Raw genomic sequence first — 26,324 nt, 5'->3', positions numbered from 1 at the left:
AGACTTATTGTTCAAGAAATTGATGAATTTCGGGTACCTAATGACCCGAAGGAAACACTTTCGGTTCGATATAATCAGTCCCTTTCCCCTCTGTTTTCGTCTGCGGATTGTACGGAACAATTTTATAGGAAGCATTGGAAAAGATGTTTGCATAAGGGATTGAATAGCTTCCTTTCCCCTTAACCGTATCAATGAGCGTTTCTTTTCCGTTTTTCCTTTCATATATTCGGTATTCAACCCTTTTATCCTCTTGTTCATGCCATTTTAATGACACCGTAATCAGCCCCATCGGCGTAAAGGAATAGTCTGCTTTAACACTTTCCAAATCTTCGAGGCGGATCGGCCTGTCCAGATCTTTTACACCTTCAGGCGCCTTAAATCGTTCAGGCTTATGGTTGGAGCGTTTTAAAATGTCTTTAAACAGCCTTGTCGGATAAGCGCTGCCGCCTTTTAAATAATGGGATTCATCCGTTTTATCGTAGCCCATCCAGACAGCTCCCGTCACTTCGGGCGTATACCCCGCAAACCAGGCATCTTTTGTTCCGCCCTCTTTTCCGGTATACGTGGTCGAGCCCGTTTTTCCTGCAATCTCTCCGGAAAAATCACCGGCTTTTCCCGTTCCGCTTTTCACGACCTCCTCTAGCATTCGCGTCATGTTCCAAGCGGTTTGTTTGCTGAATACCTTTTCTGATTTTTCCTCGTGGCGGAATATGACATCCCCGTTTTCGTCCGTGATTTTTTTAATAAAGAATGGCTCGGTGTATTGTCCTGAATTTGCAAAGGTCCGGTATGCCCCGGCAATCTCAAGCGGCGACACTCCTTTCTCTAAGCCGCCCAGCCCCAATGCCAGGCCCTCATCCGGCACGTTCATGCCCAAGCGGCTGAGATAAGGCTTCACCGTTTCGATTCCGATCTCATTTAGCGTCCATACGGCAGGCGCGTTTTTGCTGTAGGTCAGCGCATCCACCATAGAGACCTTGCCCTCGTACTGGCCGTCATAGTTTTTCGGCGAGTAGCCGCCGTATGACAGCTGTTTATCTTCAAGCATGGAGTACGGCTTAAACCGCTTTTCTTCAAGAGCGGGGCCGTAAACGGCAAGCGGTTTAAAAGTCGAACCCGGCTGACGCGGGGCTGTTGCCCTGTTGTAGCCTTTCGGAGCGTATTCCCGACCTCCGAGAGCGGCCACTACGCCGCCTGTCCGGTTATCGATAAAAACGGCGCTCCCTTCAGCTTTATTGTCTGTTCCGGGAAAATAGCCGTCCTGCTTCATCAGCGTGTAAGCCGCTTTTTGTATCGAAACGTCGAGCGGAACACTGATTGTGTATCCGCCTTGAAGAAGCTGTTCACTCGAAATCGAATATTTGTCTTCCGCTTCTTTCATGACCAGATCAATATAGCTGTCAAGCCACGGATTTTTTGATTTTTCTTTCACGTGGAGGCCCAATGTGCTGCCTTGGGCTCTGACGGTTTCCTTTGAGCTGATATATCCCTGCTCGTTCATCATGCCGAGAATGACATTGCGTCGCTCACGACTTTTTTCCGGATTGAGAATGGGCGAATACGTGGACGGCGCTTTAGGAATGGAAGCCAACACCGCTCCCTCACTGACCGTCAAGTCTTTCACATCTTTGCTAAAAAAGTAGTTTGCAGCCGCCTGGATTCCATAGACGCCGTGCCCGAAATAAAGCTGGTTCAAATACATTTCCAAAAGCTTGTCTTTGCTGTAGTCCCGCTCCAAGTTGATCGCGATTATGACTTCTTTCGTTTTTCTTAAAAACGTTTTGTCGTGTGTCAAAAAAGTGTTTTTTGCGAGCTGCTGGGTGATCGTACTTCCACCTTCCACTTTTCCTCCCGCTAATATATCTTTATAGACCGCACGGCTCACGGATTTAAAATCGATGCCGTGGTGCTCATAAAAGCGCTTGTCTTCAACCGCGATAAAGGCATTTTTTACGCCGTCCGGCACCTCGGCAATTGAAATAGGTCTTCTGTTTTCAGTATAGAGGCTTGTGACTTCTTCTCCATTTTGGTCGACGATTTTAGAAGAAGCATGGAAAATCAGTTTCTTTTCATCAATCACATAATCCCCCAGAAACAAAATCGTAATATATCCGATTAACGATAAAAGGAATATCGCCGCTGTAATGATGATTGGAATGAAAAATCTCTTTCTCATATGGTCACCTCATTCCTTTCTATAGCTAGTATGGGAATTTTTTCTTCAAATTATGTTGCAGCATTTATAGCGGGTAATAGATAGAATTTTAAATCGTCCTTTTGTTATACTATCAAAAAGGGGTGATAAAATTGAATTTTTACATTACATACGGAACTGTCGAGTTTTTAAAAAAGCTCGCCAAACAGCACGGTCTTGAAAACATGTTATTTATGAAAAGCCACGATTCCGCCATTCTCTTTCACGAAACCGACGGAGAAAGCGTCTTTCATTCTCCTCACCGCTACGAAATCATCGATCAGTCGGGAACTTTGGAACATTCCGGATTCGCCGTCCTCAACAACATCCCTGTCACACCGGAAGGAAGACCGCTTTTCGAAACCCGTTTTAAAAACAGAGCCGGAAAAATCGAAAATCAGCCTGGCTTTAAAGCCCTCAGGGTGCTGAGGCCGAAAGACAGCGATACGTATATCGTACTGACGCTGTGGGACACAGAACAGTCGTTTCAGGACTGGAAAAGCTCCAAATCGTTCGGCGAAGCCCATCAAAAGAAGGAATCTTCAGCTGGAATCAACCAAGGCGGAACGATTTTTTCCCGCCCATCCTATATTTCTTCGTATCATTCTGTCGAATAACTGCCTTTTAAGGCAGTTTTTTATTTCCGAGGAAATGAGCCCTTCCTTCACACTCTGACAGCCCAGGAATAAGCTGTATGAGGTTATGTTAACGGGGGGATCGGGAAATGGAAATTGAATTAACGTCCGTTCACTTTATATATTTGGGCTTTATCGCTGCAATTCTCGCATTTATGCTTCTTCGTCTTGATACCACCTTTATATCGCTTGCCGGGGTTTTTTTCATTTCATTAGCGGCGACCCATTCTGCCATTGCCTCTGTGATGGGCCTGTTCAACAGCTTAATCTACGCCGCCGGAGAACTTCTCCCGACCATTTTCATCATCTGCTTTACCGTTTCGATGAGCGAACTGCTGGCAAAGACCGGCGTTAATGAAGCAATGGTCACTCCGATCGCCAAATGGATGAAAGGTCCTGCCTTGGCCTACTGGATCACCGGAGCTTTAATGTTTATCATTTCTTCATTTTTTTGGCCCTCCCCGGCTGTCGCATTGATCGGCGCCGTCCTCCTGCCTGCCGCGCTGAAAGCCGGCCTCTCCCCGATAGCGGTAGCGTGCGCCATGAATTTATTCGGCCACGGTTTCGCTCTATCAGGCGATTACATCATCCAGGCGGCGCCTAAATTGACCGGAGATGCAGCCGGACTGTCCGTTGCAGAAGTGATGTCTGCAAGCGTTCCGCTCGTCCTGATCATGGGCTTTTCGACAACGGCGGCAGCCTTTTTTATGCTCAGGAAAGAGAAAGACAATCAAGCAGCCGCAAACAGTGAGCGGCGGCAAAGCGAGCCTGAATGGCTTCTTCCCCCAGCCCCAAGAAAATGGCTCGCACTGATGATTCCGGTCATTTTTTTAGGGGATATCGCCGCGATGCTGATCCTGGAATTGCAAGGAGACGAAGCGACGGCGCTTGTCGGAGGAACAGCTGTCTTCGTCATGATTCTCATTCATTTTATCGTCCACAAACACCGTCGTCTTGAGAAAATCACCGGTTATTTCATTCGCGGATTTCAGTTCGGCTTTAAAGTGTTTGCCCCCGTCATTCCGATCGCCGCCTTTTTTTACTTGGGCGACGCGGGTTTCGAAAAAGTACTGACAGCCGAGATACCCGGTTTTTCTAATAGGATCGTGCAGGACCTCGGTTCAGCTTTTGCCCACAGCGTCCCGCTCTCTCCAGAACTCGCCGCAGTGGCGCTCACTGTCACGGGAGCGGTGACCGGTCTTGACGGCTCCGGTTTTTCAGGAATATCTCTAGCCGGATCAGCTGCTTCGATGTTTGCTGCGGCTGTTGACGGCAACCCGGCCGTTCTGACCGCACTCGGCCAAATCTCAGCCATTTGGGTCGGCGGCGGTACGCTTGTGCCATGGGCGCTCATTCCGGTAGCAGCGATTTGTAAAGTGGACCCGTTCGATCTTGCCAGAAAAAACTTTATTCCTGTAGCAGCCGGATTAACTGTCACAACGATTGCCGCCATTTTTCTTCTATAAAACGTGACAGCAAGGTTGAACAGCGGCTTCAGTTGTCATAAAATTATAAAAACTTGTCATTCCTAAAAGGAGGAATTTTTTTGAGCGCATCCGCATTCATCCGACAAATTAATGAGCAGCTTGATGCACACTACGATGAAATGGTCAAATTGAGGCGTCATTTTCATCAGCACCCGGAGCTTTCTTTTCAAGAAAAGAAAACAGCCGCATTTATCGCTTCTTACTATGAAGCGCTCGGTATGCCTATCCGCACCAATGTCGGCGGGGGCGGAGTTCTCGCGCACATCGAAGGCGGATCGCCCGGCCCCGTCATTGCGCTTCGAGCCGATTTTGACGCGCTGCCCATTCATGATGAAAAAGATGTGCCTTACCGGTCGACGGTGCCGGGAGTGATGCATGCCTGCGGACACGACGGGCACACGGCCACCCTGCTCGTCCTCGCGAAAATTTTGAACGAACATGCCGACCGTTTAAAAGGAAAGATCGTCCTCATCCATCAGCACGCCGAGGAATATTCCCCGGGTGGAGCCAGGCCGATGATTGAAGACGGCTGTCTTGACGGTGTTGACGTGATTTTCGGAACCCATTTGTGGGCTACTGAGCCGACGGGAACCGTTCAATATCGAACAGGACCGATCATGGCCGCTGCGGACCGTTTTACGATTACGATTAAAGGCAAAGGCGGGCATGGCGCACAGCCTCATAAAACAAAAGACGCCGTGTTGATCGGATCGCAGATCGTCGCTTCACTCCAGCAGATTGTCAGCCGCAGACTCGATCCGACTCAGCCGGCAGTCGTTTCGATAGGTTCATTTGTTGCCGAAAACTCCTTTAATGTAATCGCTGATAAAGCCGTTTTAATCGGGACGGCGCGTTCCTTCAATGATGAAATCCGCACCTTGATTGAAAACGAAATTGAACAGATTGCAAAAGGTATATGCGGCATGCATGGTGCTGACTGTGACTATTCCTTTGAAAGGGGCTATCCGCCTGTCTGCAATCATCCGGAAGAAACAGCTTTTCTCGCAAAAATCGCCAAACAGACAGAAGGCGTCGAAAACGTTGAGGAAAGCGGCATGCAAATGGGCGGGGAAGATTTCGCTTACTACCTAGAGCGCGTCAAAGGGACATTTTTCTTTACAGGCGCCCGTCCTGAAAATCCGGACGCGGTGTTTCCCCACCACCATCCGAAATTCGATCTTGATGAAAAAGCGCTGCTGATCGCAGCCAAGGTGCTGGCAAATGCCGCTGTCTCCTATCAGGAGAAAGAGCAGTCGCTCCGCGAAACGCCTGCAATGTAACAACCGAAAAAGCAAAAAACAGCCGGATCATCAATATCCGGCTGTCTCATGTATCAACCTCATATGGAAAACGTGTCTCGCTGTTTCCCCAAGATGCCCAAGCAGCTTATAGTTAGCCGTTCCGCCTATGACCGCGCCGAAGCCCGGCACAAGCTGAAACAGCTTTACAAGATCGAGATAGTCCCGGTATTCCTGCTGAAATGCCAGCCAATCGATTTCGCGCTTTTCGGTTTCCCAATGTTCAATCATACGGAAAATTTCTTTTCGGTGAGCTTCCCCTGAGAAGGCGAGCTGAAAAATATACAGAAGAAACATCCGCTCTTCTTTTTCCTTGATATCATATCCGTAAATCGACGCCAATTCAAACAGGCATTTCATTTTGATGCCGAGCAAAAGCGGAAAGTCCGCCAGTCCGAGAAAAATCCCGCCTGCACCTGTTCCGATCCCTTCAACGGCAGCCGCCTTTTGATACTGGGCAATCGTCTTCTGAGCCAGCTCATCTTTTTCCCTTAGCGAAAGCGCGCCTGTTTTCTTGTCAAAAGTCGTCAAATTCGAGCCGAGCAAAGTGGCCTCGACCATCTTTTTAATGCTTTCTGTTATCGCTTTATGAACTTTGGCGGGAATGCGGGCGTTGATTTTCGACTGCACGCCTTTCGACATCCGCTCAGCCATCGACGGCTTTCTGAGAAACTTCATTTTCCAGCGGATCGCTTCCTCCAAATAAAGCTGGTTTTCATTCATGCGCCTCTCACCTCTTCTTTCATCATACTTGCTTAAAAAGAAAAGGATTCATGATCTCTTGGCATTTTTCTTCAATCTGCTGTTGAAATAAGGCTTCAAAATTACAAATATAAGCAATGCGGAGCCGGCCAGTCCGGCAAGCATCCCGGTCCACTGCATCATGGCTCCGGCAACGGCAGACAAAACAAGCGCCTGGACGCTCAGAACAATGTGAAGCAGACCGAAAAAGCTCTTCCGCTTTTCTGCAGCTTTGACGGGATAAAGCTCCTGCAAGGACAAATGTGAAAAATGATCAAACAGCGGCGTCAGCTGAATTCCTGTAATGAATACGGTAAAGACGATGAGCGCCGCAGAAACCCACTCATATGTCGAAAAATAAGCGATGATGATACCAAAAATTGCGGTCAGCCTGACGACGATACCGAAATAGTCGTTTGATCTGATAAAGGCCCTTCCGTACATATATGTAAATGTCCGGCGCTGTTCATACGGAATAAACCGGAGCATCCAATCGAGATATGCTCTTCTTTTCGCCTGCTTTCTAAGATGGGGAACGTCTGTGAATAGGTTCGCAATTCTGTAGAACCGCTGCTTTCTTCTGATTTCGTCTTCAATATGCAGCTCCCATTTAAACGATTTTTTCTTATCGATCATTTTAAAATACACATACAGAGCGGCCATGATCAGGTAGACAGCTGCTGCAAATCCGTATGAAGACGCTAAAGCGAAATAGATCGCGATCGTGTTGAGAAGCAGTCTGACAATCCAGTCGGTGACCCTCATGTTTTTTTCGCCGAAAAACGTCATCCGCCATTGCATCGCTGTGTTCCATCCTTTTAAGACGAGCAGCTGAATCAGCAAGATGAAGTACGCGGAAAATGCCTGGCCGCTCGCTTCAAAATAGAGCGGTGCCAAAGCGAGGGCCGCGGCGGCCAGCGGAAAAAGCTGCGTCAACAAACTGAATCGGAAAGCCTGCTGAAAATACGGCTCCATCTTTGCTTCGAGCGGCAGCAAAAAGACGAGATCCGCTTCTTTAATTAGCGTGCGGACGTATGAGCCTGTCAAAATGAACGAAAAGATGACGGCCATCACCCAATAGGCGGGAAAACCTTCGGGCATCTCTTTCAGCCATTTGCTGTACCAGCTCGCAGCTCCTGCAAGGAAAAAAATCATGACGATGACAAGGTGGTCATTCAGCATGTATTTCAAATATGATCTTGTTTCTTTGACATACTCCTCAATTCTTGTCTTCCAAATCCCCAGAATGCTATTCATAGCTCTCTTCCTTCGTCAGTTCAAGATACAGGTCGTCGAGGCTCGCTTCTTCCATCGAAAACTGCTCTCTGAGCTCATCAAGCGTTCCTTTCGCCCGCACTTCGCCGTTATGAAGAATAATGAAGGAGTCACAATACCGCTCTGCCGTTGCCAAAATATGCGTCGACATCAAAACGGCCGCGCCGTTTTTCTTCGCTTCGTTCATCCGCTCGAGAAGGGCATTGATCGCCAGCGGATCAAGACCGAGAAACGGTTCGTCTATAATGTACAGGTCGGGTTCGACAAGGAAAGCGCACATGATCATAACCTTCTGCTTCATACCTTTTGAAAAATGGGCAGGGAACCATTTCAGGCGCTTCTCCATTCTGAATTCTTTCAAAAGCGGCGGAAGCCTTTTCTCGAACGTTTCCTTCGAAAGGCCGTACGCCATCGCCGTCAGCTCCAAATGCTCCTTCAATGTCAGCTCTTCATATAAAATCGGCGTTTCCGGAATAAACGTAAATTGGGAACGATAGCTTTCCGGATCGTCCATGAACGTTTTGCCGTTCAATTCAACCGATCCTTTGTGCGGTTCCATTAAGCCGATGATATGCCGGATCGTCGTGCTTTTCCCCGCTCCGTTCAAACCGATCAGCCCGACGATCTGCTCCCGTTCAATCGCAAATGAAACATCGCGCAGCACCGGGTTTCTTGTATACCCTCCAGTTAACTCATTAACAGTCAGTAGTGACATACGTTCGTTCCTTTCCTGCATTTTTCTTAATAGTACCAAAAACAAGAATGTATTTGAAACGTTTTCCCTCCCGCTTTTCGGCCTTAAAATAAAACGAATAATCGAATGCGCATCAGGACATTCTAATTCTTGAAGAAGGGAAAGCTTATCAACTCTGGCGAATGAGGTGTTTGTCAAAGACAAAATCGGCAAGAGTTCCTGAGTATGAAACATGTCAAGCTTAGAAATTTCTTTCATCCACTGAATTGAGAAAGCACCTGCTTTATTTGACATCTCCGTCATATAAAAAAGGTGTGACGATCAAATGAGGTGTTTGTCGCAGGAAATGTATAGGCGTTACAAGCTTTCATTTTGACGAAAATGGGGTGCTTGCAAAAGGCAGTTAACGTTTCTTCATTAAAGCGTACCTTCTTCAGGCAGGGTGAACGTTGGAGCCGTTCATCCTGTTTTTCGTGTTTTCGCGCAAATTGTGGTAATATGTTGCTTATACATAACCTTTCCCTAATGGAAAAAGGAGGAAAAGTATGAGCGACTGTATTTTCTGCAAAATCATAAACGGAGAAATCCCTTGTGCAAAGGTATTTGAAAATGAACATGTACTGGCTTTTCTCGACATCAGCCAAGTCACAAAAGGGCATACGCTTGTGATTCCAAAAGTTCATAAAACCAATATTTACGAAATGACACCTGATGTTTCAAGGGAATTTTTTGAAGCGGTTCCGAAAATCGCCCAAGCTATCAAAGACGAATACGAGCCGATCGGCTTAAACCTTCTGAATAACAATGGCGAAAAAGCGGGGCAGTCCGTCTTCCACTATCACATGCACATCATCCCCCGCTACGGCAAAGGAGACGGATTCGGAGCCGTCTGGAAAACACATGCGGACGACTATTCACCGGAAGACTTGCAGAACATTGCAGCTTCCATCAACAAGCACCTGTAATCGAGACATTGTCCAAGGGCGCCGGCAGCTGCCGGCGTCTTTTTTTCGTTCAAAAAAACTCCACATTTATCAGATCGCCCGGCACGACTAAATAGACTTTGTTCTATATTTCACACAATTCAAATTTTTTATGTATAACCGGAACCTTTTGTGATAGGATGGTTTTATATTTTTATACATGAACAGGGAGCGATTGTGATGATACGTACAACGAACTTTAACGCAGGACCGGCAGCACTGCCTTTAGAAGTACTGCAAAAGGCGAAAGACGAATTTCTTGATTTCAACGGTGCGGGGATGTCCGTGATGGAGCTGTCCCACCGCAGCAAAGAGTATGACGCCGTTCATCAAAAAGCGAAAGCTCTGTTAAAGGAACTGATGGACATACCTGATGATTATGAAGTCATGTTTCTGCAAGGCGGAGCAAGCCTTCAGTTCTCAATGATTCCGATGAACTTCCTCTCCAAAGACAAAACGGCGCACTTCATAATGACAGGCGCCTGGTCTGAAAAAGCGCTCGCCGAAGCGAAGCTCTTCGGAAACACATCGATCATCGCGTCCAGTAAAGAAAATACGTACAGCTATATTCCCGAAGTACCGGAGATTCCGGCAGACGGTGCTTACCTCCACCTGACTTCCAACAACACGATCTTCGGAACGCAGTGGCAAAAGTTCCCTGACGCTCCGATTCCGGTTGTCGCTGATATGTCCAGCGATATTTTAAGCAGAAAAATCGATGTTTCCCAATTTGACATCATCTATGCCGGCGCTCAGAAAAACCTCGGACCGTCAGGGGTGACCGTTGTCATCATGAAAAAAGACTGGCTCGGCAAAGAAAACGAGCAAGTTGCCAAAATCCTGAAGTACTCAACACATGCCAAAGCGGATTCTCTCTACAATACCCCGCCGACTTTTGCGATTTATATGCTGTCTCTCGTGCTGGAGTGGCTCAAGGAAAAAGGCGGCCTCGATGCCATTGAGAAACGCAATCGCGAAAAGGCCGGTATTTTATACAACGCGATCGACGAAAGCGGCGGATTCTACCGCGGCCATGCGAGAGAAGACAGCCGCTCAAACATGAACGTTACCTTTACGCTCAAAAATGATGAGCTGACAGCATCATTCATCGCAAAGGCAAAGGAAGAAAAAATGTCAGGGCTTGGCGGACACCGTTCGGTCGGAGGCTGCCGCGCTTCGATTTACAATGCCGTATCTGTTGAAGACTGCGAAAAGCTGGCGGCCTTTATGAAGAACTTCCGCGAAGAAAACTGATGGTTATCCTGATGATGGAAGATGGCGAAAAAGGCTTCCCCATTCCTTCGAAAGTTTGATATACTACTAGAAAGCTTTCGCAATAAATGACGAGCATATTATTGGAAAGCGTAAAAAGAGCCTAGATGAGGAGAGAATAGACATGAAAACAAAAGAATTAGTGGCTATGGCCCTGTTTGTCGCCATTGGAGCGGCGCTTCACGCTGTGATTCCGCCTTTTTTCTACGGAATGAAGCCGGATATGATGCTGATCATGATGTTTATGGGAATCCTTTTGTTCCCTAGATTGCAAAATGTTCTTGTCATCGGAATCGTGACAGGCGTCATTTCCGCGTTGACGACGGCTTTTCCGGGAGGACAGCTGCCCAACATCATCGACAAACCGCTAACAGCCTTGATGTTTTTCGGCGTATTTCTGCTTGTGAAAAAGCTGAACAGCAAAACGCTTGCCGCCGCCGGATTAACTGCTGCAGGAACGGTTCTTTCCGGAACCATTTTCCTTACGGCTGCGCTGTTCATCGTCGGCCTGCCTGGAAACCAGGGGTTCATTACCCTGTTTTCTGTTGTCGTTTTACCTGCTGCCTTGATCAACACGATCTCCATGGCGGTCATCTTCCCGATCGTGCAGTCGATCATGAAGCGCTCAAGGCTGATTGAACAAGTCAAATAAAACCAGAACCTCTTCTTGAAAAGGGTTATCCTTTTTTTGAAGAGGTTTTTTTTCATTTTGATGGTCAAAAAAAGGGGAATCCGCCCGATATTTTATATAAGAAGCTGAATAAAAAAAAGGAGCAGGAGCGCCAATCCTGCGCTTCCCGTGCAAAAAAGCGCTTTTTGTTTAAGAATGCGTTTCGGCGGGTAAGATGCAGAATATCCGAGAAGCCTTAAATAATAAAAGGAGCCGGCGGTAAACACAGCGCTTAAAATTGTCAAAACAATGATAATGACAGACAACCCTCTCCCTCCTTTTTTTAAAAGTATGCTAAAATAAAGCAAGCTATGCAGAAGTTTCTAAGAAGAGAAACGGATGGCCCGGCTCGAACGCCAGTATCTAATCATGAGAAGACGGGCGCCTGCCAAGCCTGATCTTTAAAAATATAACCGGGGTGATGTACATGTCAAAAGGCCGATCTTTAGCAGCTGGACTGATTGTAGGCGGTGTTATTGGCGGTGTTGCAGCATTGCTGACCGCGCCGACTTCAGGAAAAAACTTGAGAGGACAGCTAAAAGCCAACTGCGGTAAATGGGAAGACACCGTCAAAAGGCTGAAAAACGACGGAATCGCATTAAAAGAGCAATTCGTCAAAACCGCCATAGAAGGCGCGGAAATCATCAAAGACGTCGGCAGCGAACTGCAAACGTCCATCCAGGAATGGCGCGATGAAATCAAACCTCACCAGCAGGACTTAAAAAAGGAAATCGCTGAGATTGAAGAAAAGATAAAACAGCTGGAGAAAACCTTACAAAACTAATATACTCAGCGAAAAAAATGAACCTTAAAAAAGGGGTGTGAATGGAAAATTTTCACGCTCTTTTTTTGGGTAAAATCCTGATTTCACACCGTAAAGCTGGATTTTTTAAAAATTTCGTAAATTTACATCTTTATTAATCTTTATTTTATTGGCATAATAGAAATTATAAGATAAAGAGAAGCAGGTGAAGTGAATGAATCGAGCGGAAGAGCCCTATACGGTGAAAGAAGCCCTTTTATTCAGTCAAAGAATGGCACAGCTTAGCAAGGCGCTTTGGAAGTCAATAGAAAAGGATTGGCAGCAGTGGATTAAACCTTATGATCTGAACATTAACGAGCATCATATTTTGTGGATCGCCTACCAGCTGAACGGTGCATCCATTTCGGAAATCGCCAAGTTCGGCGTCATGCACGTATCCACAGCGTTTAATTTTTCAAAAAAACTTGAGGAAAGAGGTTACCTGGAGTTTTCCAAAAAGTTGAATGACAAACGAAACACTTACATTCAGCTGACTCCGAAAGGTGAAGACGTTTTCCTTAAAATCCTCGAGTCTTACGATCCGACCCGGAATGCCGTCTTAAAAGGCGCTCAGCCCCTTCATCAGCTGTACGGGAAGTTTCCAGAAATCGTCGAGATGATGTCGATCATCCGCCATATTTACGGCGATGACTTCATGGAAATTTTCGAAAAATCGTTTTCAAACATCGAAAGTGAATTTACGAGCGAAGAGGGCAAAATGAAGAAAAAACAAGAAGCAAAAGAAGCCGGGGAATCGATAGAGATGGACAAACCGCTTGAGCCTCTTAAAAACTAAGCCAGATCGTATTGCCTGATAATGCTGATGAATTCGCTCATCAGCGGTTTGTACAGACCCTGTCTGTGAAGGGCGAAAATCGTTTCGTGCACTTCAAGTTTTTCATTTAACTGTCCCGCAAAAAGCGTGAGGAGATGATCGAACATCACATATCCTTGCGCTTTTTGTGCTTCAAGCTCCTTTGAGAGCTCTTCGCACAGCTTTTCCGTTTCCTTTGCTTCTTCCTCTGATAAGCCCTTTTCGATCAACATTTTATAATACGGATACTCTTCCATATCCGCATTGTTCAATAACAGTTTGATGTAATATTCCAGCCGCTCAAGGCGTTGCTCCATAGAGTTCATATTTGTCCCTTCTCTCCCTTTCTCTTATTTTAGCCGATATTCCCTTCTGATGAAAGTTCAACACGGGAGATTTCTGTTCCTTTTACACCCTTCTAAATTCTTTGGAAAATGACGAAATTTTTTTCGAAAAAGGGATTGATTTTTCTCATCCAGAGGAGTAAATTATTCTGAGGATTTCATATAACAGTTTGTTGAAACGGAAGGATGTCATTTATGAGTTGCTGGAAAACCATCAATCTCGTTAAAGATTATGGAGGCATGCGCATCGTGCTTACTGCCGTCAGTTTAATGATTTTATTTTTTATTCCCGAATATTTAGCGATGCAACTGATTCATCCGCAAACTGTTCAGAGAGGCGATCACGCCCTTTTGTTTGCAGGACTATTGGTTGCGGCTATAATTGCCCATAAAATTCTTCATATCTTGCCGTTGATCAGCAAGAAAAAATTAGAAAAAAAGATTTATTGGTTGAAAATGAGAACATGGAGAGAAGTTCCAAAAAACACGATGCTTGTCTCTCTTCTCTGCCCTTTTTTCGTCATCACGCCTGCTTTATTTTACGCGGGGGCTGTGATGCCGAGCTTTGCTCATTATTTCTGCATCATTTCAAGCATTCATTTCGGCTATTGTCTGCCTGATTTTCTGTTTGCCTGGAAACTGATCAAAGCGCCTAAAAACTGCTATGTCGATCAGGAAGCCGACGATTTTGATATTTTAATACAAAAATAATCCAGCCGCTCGGCACTTGGAAAATCCTTTTTTTCAGTCTATTTTCTATCTTTTTTAATAAATATTTGGTAATGTAGTATGGAGCAGAAACAGAGAGGGGGATCTCCTATCATCCTTTTTTATTTCATCTTGTTTGCGGTTTTTACTGTCTTCAACATAAACAAGCTTACAAACTCTTTATGCCTTGTCAGAGAGATTCCTGAAGAACGGCAGGATAAGGTGTTTAGAATGATTAATGTGCTGATCTTAATTTTATTGATCTCATCATTCATTGAGATTTCCTTTACGGTGTAAAGAAAAAAAGGATAGCTGCCGATCGTATTGATCCGGCAGCTATCCTTTTGTTGATTAGCATATCCAAGAAGCACCAATAATAATTAATAAGATGAACAGTACCACAAGCAGCGCAAAGCCGCCAGCGAAACCTCCTGTATAACCGTCGCCCATATTGACACCTCCTCTGCCCCAGTCGTTACATTAGTGTATGCACGAATGTCATGAAACGATTAGGCTATCGTCCAAAAGAAAAGAACCGCCTGAAAAAATGACGGTTCTTTTCTCATTTTCTAAGGTTTTAGTACAGATAAGCTGCACCAACGATGATTAATAAAATGAACAACACGACCAATAAAGCAAAACCGCTTGAGTATCCTCCGCTCATGTTATTGACCTCCTTTTCTTGATCAATATATTTGTATGAGCGGAAAGAAAATTTGACTAGACGGATGCCCCTCTGTTGAAAATCTTTTTACAGCATGTCAGAATATGATATGATACAATTCAAAGGAAAGTTTAAACTGTTATGATTAGGAGTGTTTGCATTTATGAAGAAGATTGCAATTGCGGCGATTACAGCGACAAGTGTGCTGGCTCTCAGCGCATGCAGCGGAGGAGACTCTGAGGTTGTTGCAGAAACAAAAGCTGGAAATATTACAAAAGAAGACCTTTATCAAACATTAAAAGACAATGCCGGAGCGGACGCACTGAACATGCTCGTTCAGCAAAAAGTACTCGATGATAAATACAATGTCTCCGACAAAGAAATCGACAAAAAGCTGAACGAGTACAAAAAGTCGATGGGTGACCAGCTCAACCAGCTCATTGAGCAGAAAGGCGAAGACTTCGTCAAAGAACAGATCAAATACGAACTTCTCATGAAAAAAGCCGCAAAGGATAACATAAAAGTAACCGATGATGACGTAAAAGAATATTATGACGGCCTAAAAGGCAAAATCCACTTAAGCCACATTCTTGTGAAGGAAAAGAAAACGGCTGAAGAAGTTGAGAAAAAGCTGAAAAAAGGCGAAAAATTCGAAGACCTTGCAAAAGAGTATTCAACTGACGGAACAGCCGAAAAAGGCGGCGACCTCGGATGGGTCGGCAAGGAAGATAACATGGACAAGGATTTCGTCAAAGCTGCGTTTGCTTTGAAAACCGGCGAAATCAGCGGCCCTGTGAAATCGCAATTCGGCTATCACATCATTAAGAAAGACGAAGAGCGCGGCAAATATGAAGACATGAAAAAAGATCTCAAAAAAGAGGTCCAAGAACAAAAGCAAAACGATCAAACTGAACTGCAATCTGTTATCGACAAACTTGTCAAAGATGCTGATCTAAAAGTAAAAGACAAAGAGTTGAAAAAACAAGTCGACCAGCGCCAAGCTCAGACAAGCAGCAGCAGCTGACGCCAAAAAAGCTGTCCTCCCCTCGCGGGGCCGGACAGCTTTTTTTATGCGATGGAATGACTGTCAGCCGATTTTTCATGCTGTTCTTGATCTTCATCCAATGAACGCTTCATGCGCTGTGCTTTTTCTTTTTCCATCCGTTCGATATAAATGCGGCCTTCTTTTTCGATAAAAGCCTGATCGATCTTTTCCTCTTCCTTTGCCGTCGTCATCAGCTTATAGGCGCTGAAAATAATGCCGACGATGCAAAGGTACACCCACCACGGAAACAGCAGCACGGCTTTTCCCCCTTTTTTGAATAAACTGTATATCAGACATTATGCAAAAGGGAGACAAGTTATGACACTTATTTGTGAAAAACAGGCTTGTAAAAGGAACGATTATCCAATGCAAAGACGCGTTCGGTATACTCTCCCGGCTTGACCCGTTCGAGCGCTCTGTCCATCATATTGATCTTCGCGTCAAGGTTGTCGATATAGTGAAGAATTTCCGCTTCCTTGACCATCGGCGGCTTTGGACTGCCCCATTCGGGTTTGCCGTGATGGCTTAAAATCAAATGCTGGAGAATCAGCACTTCTTCTGAATCAATTTGAAGCTCTTCGGCTGCTTTTGCAATTTCTGTCACCATAATCGAAATGTGCCCCAGCAGATTCCCTTCGACAGTATAGGTCGTGGACACCGGTCCGGATAGTTCTTTTACTTTTCCAAGGTCATGCAAAATAACACCTGCGTACAATAGGTCGCGATCGAGCGACGGATACAGGTCTGCGACCGATTTGGCCAGGTTCAGCATGGAGACAACATGGTATGCGAGACCTGATACGAACTCGTGGTGATTTTTCGTCGCAGCTGGATAATCAATGAATTCCTTGCCGTATTTTTTGACGAGGTGCCTCGTGATTCGCTGAATACTCGGGTTTTTCATTTCAAAAATATATTGAGTGACCGCATCCATCATTTCGTTTTTGGGAATCGGTGCAGTCTCAAGAAAGTCATCGATTTTGACATTGTCATTGTCGCCCGCAGGTCTGATGTTTCTCAGCTTCAGCTGATTCCGCCCGCGGTAATGATGAATGTCGCCGACCACTTTCACGATCGTCTGCGGGCCGTAGGTCACTTCGTCCTGCTGTTTGGCGTCCCAAAGCTTCGCTTCTATATCTCCGGACTGATCCTGGAGCATCAGCGTTAAAAACGGTTTCCCATTGCTCGCGATTCCTTTCGTTGACGATTTAATGAGCAAATACAAATCAACCTGCTCGCCAACTTCGTGCAGCATGATACCTTTTGCCATGATAAAGCTCCCTCCGTTTTCCTACATAAAATCATTATAGCACACACTTTTATTTGTTAGTTATACCCTTTACTTCCACGTTTTTCATGACGGGAGGCAGCAGGATCACATCTTCGTCGTGAAAAGCTTCTCTTACATGTTCATGACACGTAAAATACAAGATTTGCTGTTCTTCGCCTGAAAGCTTTTTTAAGATGTTCAGCACTTGTTTAAACCTCTCCTCGTCAAAGTGGACAAAGCTGTCATCCAGCTGGAACGGCAATTTGACTTCCTTTTGATGGGAGAGGGCCAGAGCGAATCGGATCGCTAAATAGAGCTGTTCACAAGTTGCCTGGGACAGTTCGTGGGCGTAAAAAACAGCCCCGTCTTTCCGCATGACCATCATGGATTCATCTGTTTCAGAAAAATAAATTTTTTCGTATTGCCCGGCAGTCAATGGGTTCAGTAATGTTTCAGCCGTTTGTAACAGCTTCGGAAGCCGAACCTTCTTATGTTCATCGATCTTGTTTTTGACCGCCTGCCGGATCAGCTTGACGGCTGCCCACTTTTTGGCCAGTTCGGCGACCCGCTCTTTTTGCATTCCGGTCTGATAGGCGAGCTCGGATACCGCTCCCGATTCCTCAAGTCTGACCAGTTCCGCATGGACATTCGCCGCCTTTTGTCTTTCTTCTGCAAGCTTATTTTCTATACGGGCTCTTTTTTCCTGCGCCTCGGCCAGCTTTCCTTTCAGTTCTGCAAGAGAGTGTTCTGATGCAAGCATGACGGCCTTCTCGTCCTGCCTGCCGAGCTCTCTTTTGAGCTGCCCGAGCCTTGCCGTTAATTCTTTTTTGGCTTGGTCGCGCTTCGCCAGACCGATGAACATCTCACGGCCGTCCGCCCCTGCTTTTTGAAAGAGTTCGCCAATTTGGGATTGGAAGTATTCCGTCTCTTTTGTCAGCTCTTTGATTTGTTCGGCGGTATGCTTTAAAGACACGTCCGCTTCCTGTTTTTGCTGAAGTTTTTCTTTTTGGGAATCAAGCGCGCTTTTCAACTGAAACACCTGCTCTTGGACGCTTTCGCCAGCGCGGCCGAGAGATGAGACAAGCTTTCTCAATTCCGCTTCAAAGGATGCTTTTTTAGCTTGAAGGCGGCTCAGCTCTTGCTCGATATCCCGCTTTTTCAACATTTCCTCTCGGAGTTCCTTGATCAAAGCGTACGCATCGGCTAAAAATGACGGGTCGATTGACAGGTTCAGCTCTCTCAAATAGCGTTCGGTCTTCTCCTGATACGGACGGATATCCTTTTCCCACGCTTCGAACTTCTGAATCGCTCTTTCATATTCCGCTTCTCTCTGTCTGAGCTCTGCTTGTTTTGCGATAAGGAGCTGCCGGGTTTGGTCGTCCTTCCACAGCTCTTCCCTCAAAGCGTTGTCACTCACTCCGCTTTTTGTACCGCTGCGATCAATGTCGTCCAGCTGTTTTTGAATAAAAGCCGCTGCCGCGGAAGGCTCGGGCTTTTTTAGAACAACAGCGGCAAATATGAGCAAGATCGGCACGAGTAAAGCGCCCGGGAACCACTCCTTGAAAAAGAGCGCCGCAAAAGCGGCCGCGAAAGCAGCACAAAGCGCTGCTGCAAAAGCGGTCTTTCTTCTTTTCATCCGAACCTTTTGTTCTTGCTTCAGATAGGACAGCTGAAGGAGCAGCTCTTCCCGTCTTCCGGCATGGCCGCCGGCTGACGCAAGGTGGCTGAGGGTTTCCTCCTTTTGCTTGCGGACATCTTCCGGCATCACTTCATTGCTGAGAGCGGCGTGGGCCTGTTCAGCTTCCTCCAGATCAGCTCTCGCCTGCTCAAAGCGTTCGTCAAGCGACCGTTTCAGTTCACGCAGCTCGATGTATGCCTGAGCGGTTTCCTGCAGCTTCCACTCATATTCATACGCGGTGTCCGCATTGAGGATATCGCATTCCTCGATTTTCAGGCGCCCAAGCCCCGCTTGAACCCGTCCGTTAATCTGGTGAAGCTGATCAGTCAAAGACGCGATTTTTTCGGAATACGACTGGTAAAACGGATATGCTTTTAAAAGCTCTTCCGCTTCGTGCTCGAGAAAGTCTTCAGCCGGTGCAAAAGCGGCGGCCCGCTGTTCCAAACGGCGCTTTTTCTCTTCCAGCGCCTTCAGCTGAGCCGCTTTTGGATGCAGGTGGGATTCGAGCTTTTCAAGCTCAAAAAGTCCGCCTTCGGGAAAACGGCTTTCCCCTGAGCCGCCGAAAGATGCGAGCTGCTCTTCCAGCTGGCGTTTTTCCGCGGCCGCCGGCAGAATCTCAATCGCCTGCTCGATTTGTGAGACGAGATGCTCAAGATCTTTCAGCAGTTGTCCGCTGTCCTTTATTGAGGCCTCAGCGCCTTTTTTTTCGTTTAACAGGCGGTGGTAGTCGCCTTCCCGCGCTTTCGCTTTTTTCAAATCTTCGGAAAGCTTTTTTAACCGGTCGAGCTCCTGATTCAGTTCAGGTTTCCGGCCGTTCGGTTTAAACAGCTCTTCCTGCTTTTTCACGAGGCCGGCATCCATCTTTGAAATCGCATCAGAGCCGAACAGACTCGAAAACAGCAGAAAACGGCCGATTTTGTCGCGGTTGAATTTATGAATTTCCTGAAGGCCGAACACGTCAAATGAATAGATCGCTTTATACAGCTGTCTGTCGACGCCTGACAGCAGCTCATTTAAAAAACCTTCCGGCTTCGTGCTGCCGTCTTCCAGATAAACGGTGACCCGCTCAGGCTTTCCGGCCGTTCGTTCGATCCGGATCTGCCCCAAATCAGGGTGCCCGACCTCAAGCATCCCCCCGTAAATGACGCCCGTTTTCGGCTCATACCGTTTCGTCTTCGGAAAACCGAACAGCACGCTTTCAATAAACGACATGAGCGTCGTTTTCCCGGCTTCATTGAGCCCGTAGACCAAATGCAGATTTGAAGGAGACAGGCGAAATGTCTGATTGGCAAATTTACCGTATCCGTATATATGTATCGCATGTATATTCACCCTGCACCCTCCCTTATCTTTTCAATGTCTTCAGTTCATGAAGCAGCAGTTTTTCCGCCTGCGCGCGAATGTCCCGGAAGTCTTCTTCATGAAACCGCTCTCCGTGCCTTCTAAAGACCGGATGCCGCTCCAAATCGTCAAAAATCAGGCTGAAATCCTGAAATTCCTGCATTTCTTGCAATAGCTCCTGAAAAAAAGCGTCCCGTTCAATTCCAGACAAGGCGGCATCTGTTTGATCTTCGATCGCGGTAAGCCAGATGAACGCGTCTTCCTCCCGCTCTTCTTCATGGAAGATGTCAAGGATCTCGTCCACGATGCCGGCCTGTCCTTCCGCCAAATAAGAGGGTGTTTCTCCTGTCAATACCATCTTGACGCATGCCGGCTTGCCTCTGTTTCTGAAAGATTGAAGGGCATCCTGCATCAGGCTGATCAGCTCTGTCATCTTCTTTGTCCCGGAGATATCGATGCTGGCCGTTTCCCACAGAACATCCGATAAGGCTTTAAATTCGAAGGACAGTTCTCCGCCGCAAACATTGACGAGATAGCAGCCTTTCTCTCCCGTTTCCTTCATGTGCCGCGATTGTGTGTTTCCCGGATAAATCACCGCCGGTTCGGAGGCTGAAATGACCTGTCTTTTATGTATATGGCCAAGCGCCCAGTAATCCATCCGGCCGTTTTTTAAATCTTGAAGGGAAAAAGGACAGTACGGATCATGGCCGCTCTCCCCGGAAAGCGTCCCATGAATCATGCCGATATGCAAGGGCGCGTCGGTCGTTTTTTTGATTTCAGCAGCCTTATTGGCAAAAACAGAGCGCTCGGGATAGCTGTAGCCGTAGATGCTTGCGGCGAGCCGGCCGTCTTTGTAAAACGATTTTTCTTCAATGTCTTCCGACGAGAAAATGTGGACGTTGTCCGACCAATCAATCGGCGTCCAATCGCCGCCCAGATGATCGTGATTGCCAAAAATCACATAGACTTGGATGTTGTTCTCTTTCAACTTTAAAAATTGCTTTCTCAAAAACATCTGTGCTTTTAAACTGCGGTTTGCTTCGTCGAAAAGATCGCCGGCAAGCAAAATGAAGTCGGCCTCTTCATCAATCGCAAGCTTAAACACATTTTCAGCGCTTTTAAATGTGCTGTTTTTGATCCGCCGGTAAACCTCTTCAGGTAGCCGGCTGATGCCGTGAAACGGACTGTCCAGGTGCAGATCGGCCGCATGAATGAAAGTGATGTTTGTCAATCTTCTGCTCCTTTTCATAAAATATTCTGCTCCCATTCTATCACGGGTTGAAAGCGAATGCACGTTCTACTCTTTGCACGAAAAAAGCAGCTTTTCTTTCAAGCTGCTTTTCTCTTTCATTATCGATCTTTTGACAGACGAAGCGCCTGTTTGATATTTTTCAATCCGCCGCCGCTCGTGTACATGAGCACGCCGCCTTTATACACCCTCGCCCCGATGACGGCGAGAATCACAATGGTGAGAGCGGTAATGCCGATGCCGAGTGCCGCTTCCCAAAACGGAATATCAAGCACGCCGACTCTGAGAAACATGATCATCGGCGCAAAGAACGGAATGAATGAAGTAACGGTAATGAACGTTGAATCCGGTGTGCTTAGCCCGACCATGGCAATTACGAATCCTGCGACGACCAGCAGAATCATCGGCGAAATCATCTGCTGAACATCTTCAATCCGGCTGACGACGCTTCCGAGAAATGCCGCAAGAGTTGCGTAGAGGAAGTAGCCGAGCATCAAGAAAATGGCCGCGTACACAAGCGTTGCAGTAGGTACGCCGGAAATGTCAAGAAATCCTTTAATCATATCGGCTGCATCCCCTCCCTTTTCCTGGCTGGACTGGAGCGAAAGATAGCCGACAAGAAACAGCGCGGCAATCTGTGTCAATCCCAACAGAGCGACGCCGAACAGTTTGGCGAACATTTGCTGGACAGGCGGCACGCTGGAAATTAAAATTTCCATCACGCGGGAAGACTTTTCCGTCGCAACTTCTGTCGCGATCATTGACGCGTACGTCAAAACCGAAAAATAGATGACAAACAGCACAACATATACAAGCCCTGTCGCCTTTTGAAGCTCTTCCTCGGTTTTCGCGCCTTCTTTCAAGGCGACACTGTTGACTTTTACCGGTGTAAACAGTTCACTCAGCTTTTCCTGTGGTACGTTCAATTCAGCCGTTCCAACGGCAATCTTTGCTTGTGAGAGCGCCTGTTCAATCGTGGAGACAGCTGTGGAATCAGCGATTTCGAGCGCTTTATACGTTCCCTTCAGCACGCCTTTTTTATCTCTGTCCAGGATTAAAATGCCTTCGAGATTTTCGTCTCTGACGTCTTTTTCAAGCTCTTTTTCCGGTTTATCCGCTTTTTCGACTTCCAGCGCTTCATCAGTGTCGAGTGCTTTCACTTGCTGGGCAAACGTGTCGTACAGCTGATTTGAACGGTCAATGACGGCGATTTTATCACCCTCTCCGCCGTCATCAAACATGGAAATAATCGATCCCAGATTTGTGACGAGCACGACAAGCGCAAGCGTGATCACCGTTGAAATAATGAACGACTTTGTTTTCAGCTTGCTGAAATATGTATGAAAAAGAACAATCCAAAACTTATTCATAACGGGCACCTACCTTTTCGACGAAAATATCATGCAAAGAAGGCTCTTCAAGTTCAAATTTTCTGATAAACCCGCGTCCTTGAAGCATTGTAAACAGCTCTTGAGAGACTTCTTCATTTTCGACCTGCAGGCGGACTCCTTCGGAATGATCGCGCCATTTGACGATACCGTCCGCCTCTTTCAAGAAGCTCAAGTCGCCGTCTGCGTGAATCGTGACATTCTTTCTGCCAAAAGAACGTTTGATTTCTTTTAATTTCCCTTGAACGACAGGCGTCCCGCGCTGCAAAATGCAGACGTGTTCGCACAGCTCTTCAACATGCTCCATTCTGTGGCTTGAAAATACAATCGAAGTGCCGTCGTCTTTCAAAGAAATGACCGCGTCTTTTAATAGCTCGACATTCACCGGATCGAGACCGCTGAACGGCTCGTCAAGAATCAAAAGCTCCGGCTTGTGCAGCACAGCCGTGATGAATTGAATTTTTTGCTGGTTCCCTTTGGAGAGCTCCTCAACCTTTTTGTCGGCGTATTCCGTAATATGGAACCGTTCGAGCCACTTCTCCATTTCCTTGAGCGCATTTTGCTTTGTCATGCCTTTCAGGCGGCCAAGGTATACGAGCTGATCTTTCACCTTCAGCTTCGGATACAGTCCGCGCTCTTCGGGCAAGTAGCCGATGCTGTTTGTGATACCGTAGTTAATCGGCTGTCCTTTCCATGTGACAGTACCCTCTGTCGCATTCAAAAGGCCTAATATCATTCGGAATGTCGTCGTTTTCCCTGCTCCGTTGGCGCCGAGCAGACCGAACATTTGCTTGTCTGGAATCTCCAGCGTCAGATCGTTTACAGCTGTAAATGAACCGAACTTTTTCGTGACGTGATCGATTTTGAGCATAATAACTCCTCCTTCCAATTTACAATCATACGTTAGTCATACCATTTTAAAAAGGATTTTTTTGATTTTTATATAATTTTAAACAAATAGATCATATTTTGAGAAAGGGGAAGAGAAATGGAAAGTTATTATGTAACCGTTTTCGATACTGATGGAGAAACGCTTTTGAATGAGCGATTTGAAGCGGCCGATGATGAAGAAGCGAAAGAGAAAGGAAGAGGAATGCTGAAGGAAAAGCAATTTTTGGAGCATACACACCGGGTAGTACATTCGTCCGGTAAAATCATTGTTTTCCGGAGCTGACTAAAATACGGGGCAAGGCGGCTCTTTTGGGGAAGGTCTCCCGCTGCCGCCTGCCCTTTAATCCGCCAAACACTAGTGGATCATCATAACAATGAGCAGTCCCATGTTGATGAAACAGAGTAAAAACGATAAGCAAGCGACGCCTTTATTTTTTCGCAGAAAATAAAGGCCATTGACCGCCAGCACACAGATGATGACGGCATCAAACAGTCGAAACAGCAGATCCTGCAAGCTGTAGGCCGGAGCGAATAAACAAATCACAGAGACGATCAGGATGAAAAGGCAAGAAACTGTAATATACATCGTCCATTCTTTCGCTGCGTCAGCCCGCTCATTCTCAGATGAAATCATGTTCTTAAACTCGGGCCTCCTTGTCAGTCGTGATCATTTTGTCCGCGTACAAGGAAGGAGCTTTTCCCACATCTGCCAAAAAGCCTGAAGACGTTAACACAACAGCCAGCGACACCGCGACGAACAACAGTTTAGCTTTCATACAACGCATCTCCCCTTTTGATTTTTCGTCTTGCCTGAGCGCACTTCTCATAGTAAAAAATGGCATCTTCAAGCCGCTCCATTTGATTATAGTACTGGGCTGCGTCTAAAGCCAGCTCTTCAACAGCGGCATATAAATGGTTTGACTCCAAATAATCAAATCCGATTTCCACGGCTTTCCGATCCCCGCCGTCCAAATACAGCCCGGATAGAATGTTAAGCTTTGCCGCGTGTTCTTCATCTCCGAGCGATGCCGCACTTCGGATGCCTTTTTCATAACAGTCGGCCGCTCCGACATGATTTCCCTGTTTTAGACGGACGTACATTAAGTTGTACAGCACTTTTGGAATATATGATGAACTTTCCTGTTCAAAAATGGAAAGGGCGCTCTCCATATGATCTGAGGCTTCCCGGTACGATTCTTGATGGAAATAGCAATTTCCCAAATTAAAATGAGCGGCTGCCGTCAAATGGCTGTTTTTGATTTTCGCGGCGTCTTCAAGCGCGTTGGCCAGGCTTTTCAGCGCTGGTCCGTATGTCATCGATTCAACCCAATTGCCGGCAATGATAAAATCGCAGAAAATCTTTTTTTCTTTTAGCGTCTCATACCGGTTAAAAATGTCGGAAGCGAGCGTCGCATAGTTGATCGATAAATATCTCTGGCTGATATAATAGTAGATTTCCGCCAGCTTATAATAAAATTCCGCTTTTTCAACTTCGTCTTCCAAGGCGCTGACTTTTTGTTCAGCCGTTTTATAGCAGCCGATTGCTTTGACAAACCGCTTTTGTTTGAACTCATACATCCCTTTAAAAAACCAGTAATAATAGTTTAGTAAACCTGTCATTTGGTCCTTTTTCTCTTCTAAGTCGCGGAGGTTTTTTTCAATATTTTCAGTCTTTTGTGGTTTCAAATAGCTGAGCATCAGCTTATGCCTGAATTCGAGCAGCGAATAGTAGAGCAGGACGTCCTGATTTTCTTCCATGTCTTGAAAATCATTTAAAATTTCCGCTTTCAATGATTCACTGGCGGCGATCTGATTTTTCCGAATGGCGTTGTACCAATCATTCAGCTTACTAGCAACGTATTCAGATGGAATCTTCTGTTTCAATTTCCCCGCCTCCCAAGACTTCGTACAGACCTGTGTCCTTATGAATCATTTTATAGAAACTTAAATTTTTTTACAATTGCTTCTGCACATCATTTCCCAAGGTCAATTTCCTGTCGGGCCCTCTTGTTATACTTGCTGACGGTTAAATTGCGGCTGGCGCTTTTCTAAAAATGCGCGGATTCCTTCCTGATGGTCGCTTGTCAGCCTCATTTTCATTTGGGCCGCTTTCTCGAGTTCAAGCGTTTTCTGCAGCCTACCGCCATTCAGCGCCTGATAGATCTTTTTTGTCTCAATCATCGCTGCCAGCGGAGCGTGCAGAAGCTTTTCAAGATAGATGCGCGCAAAACGGCCGGAGTCCCCGCTGAATACAGCGTCTGCGATCCGAAGTTCGTGCGCTTCGGCCCCCGTCAATTGTTTCCCGCTCCAAATCAATTCTTTGGCCGCAGCTTCACCGATTCTCCGCTCTAAAAAGAAGTGTCCGCCTCCGTCGGGAACAAGCCCGATGCCGATAAAATTCATCGCCAGCTTCGCCTCTTTTTCGACCAGCACATGGTCGCAGCTGAGCGCGAGGCTCAATCCCAGACCTGCGGCCGCCCCGTGGACAGCCGCTGTCGTCATCTTCGGCATGCTGTAAAGCTTCACCGCAATTTCAGAAATTGTGTCAATGACGCGGGCAGAGCTGTCTTGATCTCCGGAAGACAGCATCATCTTAATGTCTCCGCCTGCCGAAAATCCTTTGCCGCTGCCTCTCACAAGGAGAAGCAGCGATTCGCTTTCCTCTGCAATACGCAAAGCTTCATTCAGTTCTTCAAGCATTTTTTCATTCAAGGCATTGTACGCCTCAGAGCGATTTAGTACAATTTCAAAAATCCCGTCTTCGTCTTTCCATTTGATATACTCCATCTTGCACCTCCGTGAATACGTTTACAATTGATACTGTTTAAACTATTCCACCTTCGCCCTTTAAAACCTTTTTTTGTTGCCGATTCCGGTTTGA

General features: G+C 46.4%; 30 protein-coding genes. 12 read left to right on the top strand and 18 right to left on the bottom strand.

Going from position 1 to position 26,324, the window contains the following annotated elements; translation table 11 throughout:
- Positions 1–37: 37 nt before the first annotated feature.
- A complete protein-coding gene (locus M1D59_RS05645) occupies positions 38–2,176 on the bottom strand; it encodes a transglycosylase domain-containing protein (RefSeq protein ID WP_103749061.1) in 2,139 nt (712 codons plus the stop codon).
- A 131-nt stretch (positions 2,177–2,307) separates the two neighbouring features.
- Between M1D59_RS05645 and M1D59_RS05640 the strand changes: the two genes are divergently transcribed.
- The 3 genes from M1D59_RS05640 (at position 2,308) to M1D59_RS05630 (ending at position 5,596) form a co-directional block, all read left to right on the top strand.
- On the top strand, positions 2,308–2,811 hold the full coding sequence (locus tag M1D59_RS05640) for an antibiotic biosynthesis monooxygenase family protein (RefSeq protein ID WP_023856562.1): 504 nt from the start codon (positions 2,308–2,310) through the stop codon (positions 2,809–2,811).
- A gap of 107 nt (positions 2,812–2,918) precedes the next feature.
- A complete protein-coding gene (locus M1D59_RS05635; RefSeq protein ID WP_023856561.1) occupies positions 2,919–4,295 on the top strand; it encodes a membrane protein in 1,377 nt (458 codons plus the stop codon).
- Positions 4,296–4,435: 140 nt separating this feature from the next.
- Positions 4,436–5,596 carry a M20 family metallopeptidase gene (locus M1D59_RS05630; RefSeq protein WP_458118040.1) on the top strand — a complete coding sequence of 387 codons (1,161 nt, stop codon included), beginning with the start codon at positions 4,436–4,438 and terminating at the stop codon, positions 5,594–5,596.
- Positions 5,597–5,626: 30 nt separating this feature from the next.
- On the opposite strand, the gene M1D59_RS05625 is transcribed toward M1D59_RS05630, so the two are convergent.
- The 3 genes from M1D59_RS05625 to M1D59_RS05615 are packed head-to-tail and all read right to left on the bottom strand — an operon-like array spanning position 5,627 to position 8,345.
- On the bottom strand, positions 5,627–6,337 hold the full coding sequence (locus M1D59_RS05625; RefSeq protein WP_003180270.1) for an EcsC family protein: 711 nt from the start codon (positions 6,335–6,337) through the stop codon (positions 5,627–5,629).
- Positions 6,338–6,385: 48 nt separating this feature from the next.
- A complete protein-coding gene (locus M1D59_RS05620; RefSeq protein WP_020450803.1) occupies positions 6,386–7,612 on the bottom strand; it encodes an ABC transporter permease in 1,227 nt (408 codons plus the stop codon).
- Complete coding sequence (locus M1D59_RS05615; RefSeq protein WP_020450802.1) at positions 7,605–8,345, bottom strand: ABC transporter ATP-binding protein; 741 nt, start codon at positions 8,343–8,345, stop codon at positions 7,605–7,607. Before M1D59_RS05615 ends, M1D59_RS05620 begins: the two co-directional genes overlap by 8 nt.
- 524 nt (positions 8,346–8,869) lie before the next feature.
- On the opposite strand from M1D59_RS05615, the gene M1D59_RS05610 reads away from it, so the two are divergent.
- The 3 genes from M1D59_RS05610 (at position 8,870) to M1D59_RS05600 (ending at position 11,231) form a co-directional block, all read left to right on the top strand.
- Positions 8,870–9,289, top strand: a complete 420-nt coding sequence (locus M1D59_RS05610) for an HIT family protein (RefSeq protein WP_020450801.1) — start codon at positions 8,870–8,872, stop codon at positions 9,287–9,289.
- A 198-nt stretch (positions 9,290–9,487) separates the two neighbouring features.
- Entirely contained in the window at positions 9,488–10,561 is a 1,074-nt protein-coding gene (serC, locus tag M1D59_RS05605) for a 3-phosphoserine/phosphohydroxythreonine transaminase (RefSeq protein ID WP_458117867.1), read from the top strand.
- Positions 10,562–10,703: 142 nt separating this feature from the next.
- Positions 10,704–11,231 (top strand): tryptophan transporter, encoded by a 528-nt coding sequence (locus M1D59_RS05600; RefSeq protein WP_023856557.1) that lies wholly within the window; start codon positions 10,704–10,706, stop codon positions 11,229–11,231.
- 92 nt (positions 11,232–11,323) lie between these two features.
- Here the strand turns inward: M1D59_RS05600 and M1D59_RS05595 are convergent, their stop codons facing one another.
- Positions 11,324–11,515, bottom strand: a complete 192-nt coding sequence (locus tag M1D59_RS05595; RefSeq protein WP_020450798.1) for a hypothetical protein — start codon at positions 11,513–11,515, stop codon at positions 11,324–11,326.
- Positions 11,516–11,676: 161 nt separating this feature from the next.
- Here M1D59_RS05595 and M1D59_RS05590 point away from each other — a divergent pair, with 161 nt between their 5' ends.
- Together M1D59_RS05590 and M1D59_RS05585 are read left to right on the top strand one after the other, a co-directional pair.
- A complete protein-coding gene (locus M1D59_RS05590) occupies positions 11,677–12,033 on the top strand; it encodes a YtxH domain-containing protein (protein WP_039072586.1) in 357 nt (118 codons plus the stop codon).
- Between the two features lie 193 nt (positions 12,034–12,226).
- Positions 12,227–12,847 (top strand): HTH-type transcriptional regulator Hpr, encoded by a 621-nt coding sequence (locus M1D59_RS05585; RefSeq protein ID WP_020450797.1) that lies wholly within the window; start codon positions 12,227–12,229, stop codon positions 12,845–12,847.
- Here M1D59_RS05585 and M1D59_RS05580 read toward each other — a convergent pair.
- Positions 12,844–13,191: a YhaI family protein gene (locus tag M1D59_RS05580; protein WP_023856555.1), complete on the bottom strand. Its 348-nt coding sequence runs from the start codon at positions 13,189–13,191 to the stop codon at positions 12,844–12,846. The two genes, M1D59_RS05585 and M1D59_RS05580, sit on opposite strands and share 4 nt — an antisense overlap.
- A gap of 213 nt (positions 13,192–13,404) precedes the next feature.
- On the opposite strand from M1D59_RS05580, the gene M1D59_RS05575 reads away from it, so the two are divergent.
- Both M1D59_RS05575 and M1D59_RS05570 read left to right on the top strand, forming a co-directional pair.
- Positions 13,405–13,920, top strand: coding sequence for a DUF3267 domain-containing protein (locus tag M1D59_RS05575; protein WP_023856554.1), 516 nt, complete (start codon positions 13,405–13,407; stop codon positions 13,918–13,920).
- A gap of 78 nt (positions 13,921–13,998) precedes the next feature.
- Complete coding sequence (locus M1D59_RS05570; protein WP_003180249.1) at positions 13,999–14,214, top strand: hypothetical protein; 216 nt, start codon at positions 13,999–14,001, stop codon at positions 14,212–14,214.
- A gap of 54 nt (positions 14,215–14,268) precedes the next feature.
- Here M1D59_RS05570 and M1D59_RS05565 read toward each other — a convergent pair whose 3' ends face one another.
- A complete protein-coding gene (locus M1D59_RS05565) occupies positions 14,269–14,367 on the bottom strand; it encodes a YjcZ family sporulation protein (protein ID WP_020450794.1) in 99 nt (32 codons plus the stop codon).
- Positions 14,368–14,494: 127 nt separating this feature from the next.
- On the bottom strand, positions 14,495–14,581 hold the full coding sequence (locus M1D59_RS05560) for a YjcZ family sporulation protein (protein WP_003180245.1): 87 nt from the start codon (positions 14,579–14,581) through the stop codon (positions 14,495–14,497).
- A gap of 163 nt (positions 14,582–14,744) precedes the next feature.
- On the opposite strand from M1D59_RS05560, the gene M1D59_RS05555 reads away from it, so the two are divergent.
- On the top strand, positions 14,745–15,605 hold the full coding sequence (locus tag M1D59_RS05555) for a peptidylprolyl isomerase (protein WP_020450793.1): 861 nt from the start codon (positions 14,745–14,747) through the stop codon (positions 15,603–15,605).
- 44 nt (positions 15,606–15,649) lie between these two features.
- Here the strand turns inward: M1D59_RS05555 and M1D59_RS05550 are convergent, their stop codons facing one another.
- From M1D59_RS05550 to M1D59_RS05525, 6 genes are all read right to left on the bottom strand, one after another.
- On the bottom strand, positions 15,650–15,883 hold the full coding sequence (locus M1D59_RS05550) for a sporulation YhaL family protein (protein ID WP_020450792.1): 234 nt from the start codon (positions 15,881–15,883) through the stop codon (positions 15,650–15,652).
- A 68-nt stretch (positions 15,884–15,951) separates the two neighbouring features.
- Entirely contained in the window at positions 15,952–16,896 is a 945-nt protein-coding gene (gene yhaM / locus M1D59_RS05545; RefSeq protein WP_020450791.1) for a 3'-5' exoribonuclease YhaM, read from the bottom strand.
- Positions 16,897–16,945: 49 nt separating this feature from the next.
- Positions 16,946–19,906, bottom strand: coding sequence for an AAA family ATPase (locus tag M1D59_RS05540; RefSeq protein ID WP_458117866.1), 2,961 nt, complete (start codon positions 19,904–19,906; stop codon positions 16,946–16,948).
- A 13-nt stretch (positions 19,907–19,919) separates the two neighbouring features.
- Positions 19,920–21,164, bottom strand: coding sequence for a metallophosphoesterase family protein (locus tag M1D59_RS05535; RefSeq protein WP_458117865.1), 1,245 nt, complete (start codon positions 21,162–21,164; stop codon positions 19,920–19,922).
- A gap of 101 nt (positions 21,165–21,265) precedes the next feature.
- On the bottom strand, positions 21,266–22,534 hold the full coding sequence (locus M1D59_RS05530) for an ABC transporter permease (protein WP_039072583.1): 1,269 nt from the start codon (positions 22,532–22,534) through the stop codon (positions 21,266–21,268).
- Positions 22,527–23,423, bottom strand: coding sequence for an ABC transporter ATP-binding protein (locus M1D59_RS05525; protein WP_020450787.1), 897 nt, complete (start codon positions 23,421–23,423; stop codon positions 22,527–22,529). Before M1D59_RS05525 ends, M1D59_RS05530 begins: the two co-directional genes overlap by 8 nt.
- A 117-nt stretch (positions 23,424–23,540) precedes the next feature.
- On the opposite strand from M1D59_RS05525, the gene M1D59_RS05520 reads away from it, so the two are divergent.
- A complete protein-coding gene (locus M1D59_RS05520) occupies positions 23,541–23,726 on the top strand; it encodes a YhzD family protein (RefSeq protein WP_458117864.1) in 186 nt (61 codons plus the stop codon).
- Between the two features lie 72 nt (positions 23,727–23,798).
- Here the strand turns inward: M1D59_RS05520 and M1D59_RS05515 are convergent, their stop codons facing one another.
- The 4 genes from M1D59_RS05515 to M1D59_RS05500 all read right to left on the bottom strand — a co-directional run bounded on the left by M1D59_RS05515 (position 23,799) and on the right by M1D59_RS05500 (position 26,230).
- A complete protein-coding gene (locus M1D59_RS05515; RefSeq protein WP_105979107.1) occupies positions 23,799–24,077 on the bottom strand; it encodes a hypothetical protein in 279 nt (92 codons plus the stop codon).
- A 4-nt stretch (positions 24,078–24,081) separates the two neighbouring features.
- The gene (locus M1D59_RS05510; protein ID WP_023856549.1) at positions 24,082–24,219 is read right to left on the bottom strand and encodes a hypothetical protein; all 138 of its coding nucleotides are present in this window, start codon (positions 24,217–24,219) and stop codon (positions 24,082–24,084) included.
- Positions 24,209–25,327: a Rap family tetratricopeptide repeat protein gene (locus M1D59_RS05505; protein ID WP_026579963.1), complete on the bottom strand. Its 1,119-nt coding sequence runs from the start codon at positions 25,325–25,327 to the stop codon at positions 24,209–24,211. Before M1D59_RS05505 ends, M1D59_RS05510 begins: the two co-directional genes overlap by 11 nt.
- Before the next feature lie 126 nt (positions 25,328–25,453).
- Positions 25,454–26,230 carry an enoyl-CoA hydratase gene (locus tag M1D59_RS05500; protein ID WP_020450783.1) on the bottom strand — a complete coding sequence of 259 codons (777 nt, stop codon included), beginning with the start codon at positions 26,228–26,230 and terminating at the stop codon, positions 25,454–25,456.
- Positions 26,231–26,324: the final 94 nt, after the last annotated feature.

The sequence above is a fragment of the Bacillus sp. PK6-026 genome, from assembly GCF_054161455.1.
Note: the sequence above shows the minus strand (reverse complement) of the source record. Positions and strands in the feature narration are given on the sequence as shown.

Bases quoted from the DNA above. Each gene is read 5' to 3' on its own strand.
- M1D59_RS05615 (WP_020450802.1), bottom strand. From the start codon at position 8,345: ATGTCACTACTGACTGTTAATGAGTTAACTGGAGGGTATACAAGAAAC.
- M1D59_RS05560 (WP_003180245.1), bottom strand. From the start codon at position 14,581: ATGAGCGGAGGATACTCAAGCGGTTTTGCTTTATTGGTCGTGTTGTTC.
- serC (WP_458117867.1), top strand. From the start codon at position 9,488: ATGATACGTACAACGAACTTTAACGCAGGACCGGCAGCACTGCCTTTA.
- M1D59_RS05525 (WP_020450787.1), bottom strand. From the start codon at position 23,423: ATGCTCAAAATCGATCACGTCACGAAAAAGTTCGGTTCATTTACAGCT.
- M1D59_RS05530 (WP_039072583.1), bottom strand. From the start codon at position 22,534: ATGAATAAGTTTTGGATTGTTCTTTTTCATACATATTTCAGCAAGCTG.
- M1D59_RS05635 (WP_023856561.1), top strand. From the start codon at position 2,919: ATGGAAATTGAATTAACGTCCGTTCACTTTATATATTTGGGCTTTATC.
- M1D59_RS05600 (WP_023856557.1), top strand. From the start codon at position 10,704: ATGAAAACAAAAGAATTAGTGGCTATGGCCCTGTTTGTCGCCATTGGA.
- M1D59_RS05500 (WP_020450783.1), bottom strand. From the start codon at position 26,230: ATGGAGTATATCAAATGGAAAGACGAAGACGGGATTTTTGAAATTGTA.
- M1D59_RS05630 (WP_458118040.1), top strand. From the start codon at position 4,436: ATGGTCAAATTGAGGCGTCATTTTCATCAGCACCCGGAGCTTTCTTTT.
- M1D59_RS05610 (WP_020450801.1), top strand. From the start codon at position 8,870: ATGAGCGACTGTATTTTCTGCAAAATCATAAACGGAGAAATCCCTTGT.
- M1D59_RS05515 (WP_105979107.1), bottom strand. From the start codon at position 24,077: ATGATTTCATCTGAGAATGAGCGGGCTGACGCAGCGAAAGAATGGACG.
- M1D59_RS05510 (WP_023856549.1), bottom strand. From the start codon at position 24,219: ATGAAAGCTAAACTGTTGTTCGTCGCGGTGTCGCTGGCTGTTGTGTTA.
- M1D59_RS05520 (WP_458117864.1), top strand. From the start codon at position 23,541: ATGGAAAGTTATTATGTAACCGTTTTCGATACTGATGGAGAAACGCTT.
- M1D59_RS05585 (WP_020450797.1), top strand. From the start codon at position 12,227: ATGAATCGAGCGGAAGAGCCCTATACGGTGAAAGAAGCCCTTTTATTC.
- M1D59_RS05575 (WP_023856554.1), top strand. From the start codon at position 13,405: ATGAGTTGCTGGAAAACCATCAATCTCGTTAAAGATTATGGAGGCATG.
- M1D59_RS05565 (WP_020450794.1), bottom strand. From the start codon at position 14,367: ATGGGCGACGGTTATACAGGAGGTTTCGCTGGCGGCTTTGCGCTGCTT.
- M1D59_RS05645 (WP_103749061.1), bottom strand. From the start codon at position 2,176: ATGAGAAAGAGATTTTTCATTCCAATCATCATTACAGCGGCGATATTC.
- M1D59_RS05535 (WP_458117865.1), bottom strand. From the start codon at position 21,164: ATGAAAAGGAGCAGAAGATTGACAAACATCACTTTCATTCATGCGGCC.
- M1D59_RS05580 (WP_023856555.1), bottom strand. From the start codon at position 13,191: ATGAACTCTATGGAGCAACGCCTTGAGCGGCTGGAATATTACATCAAA.
- M1D59_RS05620 (WP_020450803.1), bottom strand. From the start codon at position 7,612: ATGAATAGCATTCTGGGGATTTGGAAGACAAGAATTGAGGAGTATGTC.
- M1D59_RS05555 (WP_020450793.1), top strand. From the start codon at position 14,745: ATGAAGAAGATTGCAATTGCGGCGATTACAGCGACAAGTGTGCTGGCT.
- M1D59_RS05570 (WP_003180249.1), top strand. From the start codon at position 13,999: ATGGAGCAGAAACAGAGAGGGGGATCTCCTATCATCCTTTTTTATTTC.
- M1D59_RS05625 (WP_003180270.1), bottom strand. From the start codon at position 6,337: ATGAATGAAAACCAGCTTTATTTGGAGGAAGCGATCCGCTGGAAAATG.
- M1D59_RS05590 (WP_039072586.1), top strand. From the start codon at position 11,677: ATGTCAAAAGGCCGATCTTTAGCAGCTGGACTGATTGTAGGCGGTGTT.
- yhaM (WP_020450791.1), bottom strand. From the start codon at position 16,896: ATGGCAAAAGGTATCATGCTGCACGAAGTTGGCGAGCAGGTTGATTTG.